The organism is Croceibacterium salegens (assembly GCF_009827435.1).
In the GTDB taxonomy this organism is placed as follows: Bacteria; Pseudomonadota; Alphaproteobacteria; order Sphingomonadales; family Sphingomonadaceae; genus Croceibacterium_B; species Croceibacterium_B salegens.
Genome location: NZ_WTYM01000034.1, coordinates 1 through 2,756 on the forward strand (window position 1 = coordinate 1; position 2,756 = coordinate 2,756).

2 protein-coding genes are annotated in these 2,756 nt (G+C 62.8%); both read left to right on the forward strand.

Annotation, left to right across the window (positions count from 1 at the left end; translation table 11 throughout):
- Positions 1–2,108, forward strand: a 2,108-nt coding sequence (locus GRI89_RS07815) for a hypothetical protein (RefSeq protein WP_201290888.1), incomplete at its 5' end; no start/stop codon positions are given.
- Positions 2,109–2,283: 175 nt separating this feature from the next.
- On the forward strand, positions 2,284–2,756 hold a 473-nt coding region (locus GRI89_RS07820), incomplete at its 3' end, for a G8 domain-containing protein (RefSeq protein WP_201290889.1).

Consider the following 2,756-nt stretch of genomic DNA (forward strand, 5'->3'; position numbering starts at 1 on the left):
CCACCAGCATCGAGGTTCTCGATGCCTCACAGTGGCGCGCAGGCGACGAGATCGTCCTTGCCTCCACCGACTTCAATCCGCGCCAGGCCGAGCGCCGGACGATCACGAGCGTGAGAGGCAACACGATCCGCTTTGCGCAGCCGCTCCAGTACATGCACTATGGCAAAGTCACCTACGGCGTCGACGAGCGCGGCGAGGTCGCCATGCTGACGCGCAACATCAAGGTGCAGGCATCCGAGGACGCGGCAGAGAGCTATTTCGGCGGGCACATCATGGCGATGGCCGGATCGAAGATGTACATCGACAGCATCGAACTGAACCGGATGGGCCAGTGGCTGACCCTGGCGCGCTACCCGCTCCACTTCCACGTGCTCGGCGAAGGCAAGGGCATGTATGTCCGCAACGCCGCCATCCACGATACCTTCAACCGCTGCGTCACCGTGCACGGCACCAACAATCTCGAGATCGAGAACAACGTGACCTTCAACACGGTGGGTCACTGCTTCTTCATGGAAGATGGCATCGAGACGGGCAACGCGTTCGTCAGGAACCTGGCCATCCAGACCAAATGTCATCCGACACTGGCCTGCGTGCCCACCAACCTCGCCGCCAACGGTGAGAACAACTACACCTATGCGAGCCGGATGACCGTGCGGGAAGTCAGCTTCCACGGCGGTGGCACGCTGCTGCCTTCGGACAACACGGTGGCGTCCTACTGGATCACCAACCCCGACAACAGCTACATCGACAATGTCGCGGCCGGGTCCGATCAGGTCGGCTTCTGGCTGTCGCTGCCCGAACACCCCAACGGCGCCTTCCTCGGTTCGGAGGCGAGCGCCAACACCTGGCCGCGCCGCACGCCGCTACGCGCTTTCCGGGGCAACGTGTCCCATTCCAACTTCGACGGGTTCCTGTTCGACCGGAACATCAACGATGACAACACCTTCGGCCTGGCCGGCAACGCCTTCATGCCGCGGGAAAATCCTGCCGACCCGGACAGCAAGTTCGTGGAGACGCTGATCGAGGACCTGACCAGCTACAAGAACCGCAACGGCGGCCTCTGGGGCCGGGGGGAACTTCACATATTCCGCAACCTGAAACTCGCCGACAACGCCATCGGCATGACACATTCGTCCGGCGATTTCGGCAGCCAGGCATTTACCTCGCGCCTGGAGGATTCGCTGATCGTGGGCGAGACCGACAATGTCGGCAATCCGACTACGCCGGAGGAAGTCGCCTATGGCCGCAGCCTGCCGAAGCCTCCAATCCCGGATTTTCCGATCCGCGCGTACGAATACTACGATTACCGAGACGAAGTGGTGAACACGACATTCGTCAACTACCAGGACAACGACCGGCGCAAGACGGGAGCTCTCTCCTGGCTGCTGTTCACCAGCTCCGGGGTCACGACCGCAAGCACCATCGAGGGTGCGAAATTCGTCAACGCCAAGCCGGTGTATTTTCCGAATATCGAACCCCGGTTCGACAACGACAACCGGGGCGGCGTGGCTTACCGCACGCTGTCGATCCACGACCTCGATGGTTCGGTGACCGGCATCCCCGATTCCCACATCATGCTCAACGACGGCGAGAACGACAGCGTCGTCACCGACGACAGCTGTCAGCTTCATCCCGCCTGGAACGCCTCCGTCTGCACGGGTGATGTCGGACGCCTGTATCTCTCCGAAAGAAGGCCGCTATCGAGAATTCGCCCTCTGGTTGCCCCCGCCGCGGGTCCCGCTCCGGCCGCTCCACCTGCTCCAGAGATGCCCATCGCGCTCGTTCGCAATGGCAAGGAATTTCACATCACCGGCAACCAGAGCACCGTGCGCGCCGGCACCGAGATCGAGGTGAAGACCGAACGGCCGCTCGTCACCCTAAGCCTGAGCGAAATGGACCAGGGCTCATGGGTCATCTTTGAACTGCCGGGCTTCACCAGTGCAGCCTCCGGAACGGCTCAGGGCAGCATGGACGCCTTGCGTCAGGCGAACGAGACCTCCTGGTTCAGGGACGGGGACGCCCTCTGGGTCAAGCTGGTGGTGGCCGATCCTCCGGTCATGCCAATTCGACCACTGGATATCCAGGCCAGTGTGGCGGTCAGCAGATAGGGATCGAAGTCACCCTCTGGCCTTCGCATCGCCCCCCGTCACGCGGTATCCCGGCGCCATGGCATGATCTTTGGTGACCGCCTCGCCCGCGTGGTAAAGGAGTTTGATCGTTGCAAAATGCTCCGCGAACGAGGCATATGCGGGGCACATCGTCCCGGAGAGGGGAAGTTTAGTCATGCGCAAACAGTTTCGGCTGTTCCCTTACACTCGTCTCGTTCTTGCCTCGCTGCTGCTCGCCTGTGGCGCGGGCGTTTCCGCGCAGGATCACGCGGATCACGCCAACATGGCGATGGACGCGGCCGCCCCGGGCGCGATCACGCGGACCGTGAAGTGGTCGGACGCCTCGGCATGGCCTTCGGGCAAGGTGCCGGCGGCGGGCGAGGAAGTGACCATTCCGCGCGGCACCGAGGTCCTGCTCGATGTCAGCCCGCCCGAGCTGCGCAGCATTACCGTGCAGGGCAAGCTGACCTTTGCCGACGAGCGTGACCTGTCGCTCGTCACCGACTGGATCTACCTCCCCGGCGGCGAATTGCAGATCGGCACCGAGGCCAAGCCCTTCACCCACAAGGCGACCATCACTCTGACCGACAAGGTTCCGGGCGAGAACATCAACACCATGGGCGACCGCGGCATCATGATGCTGCGCGG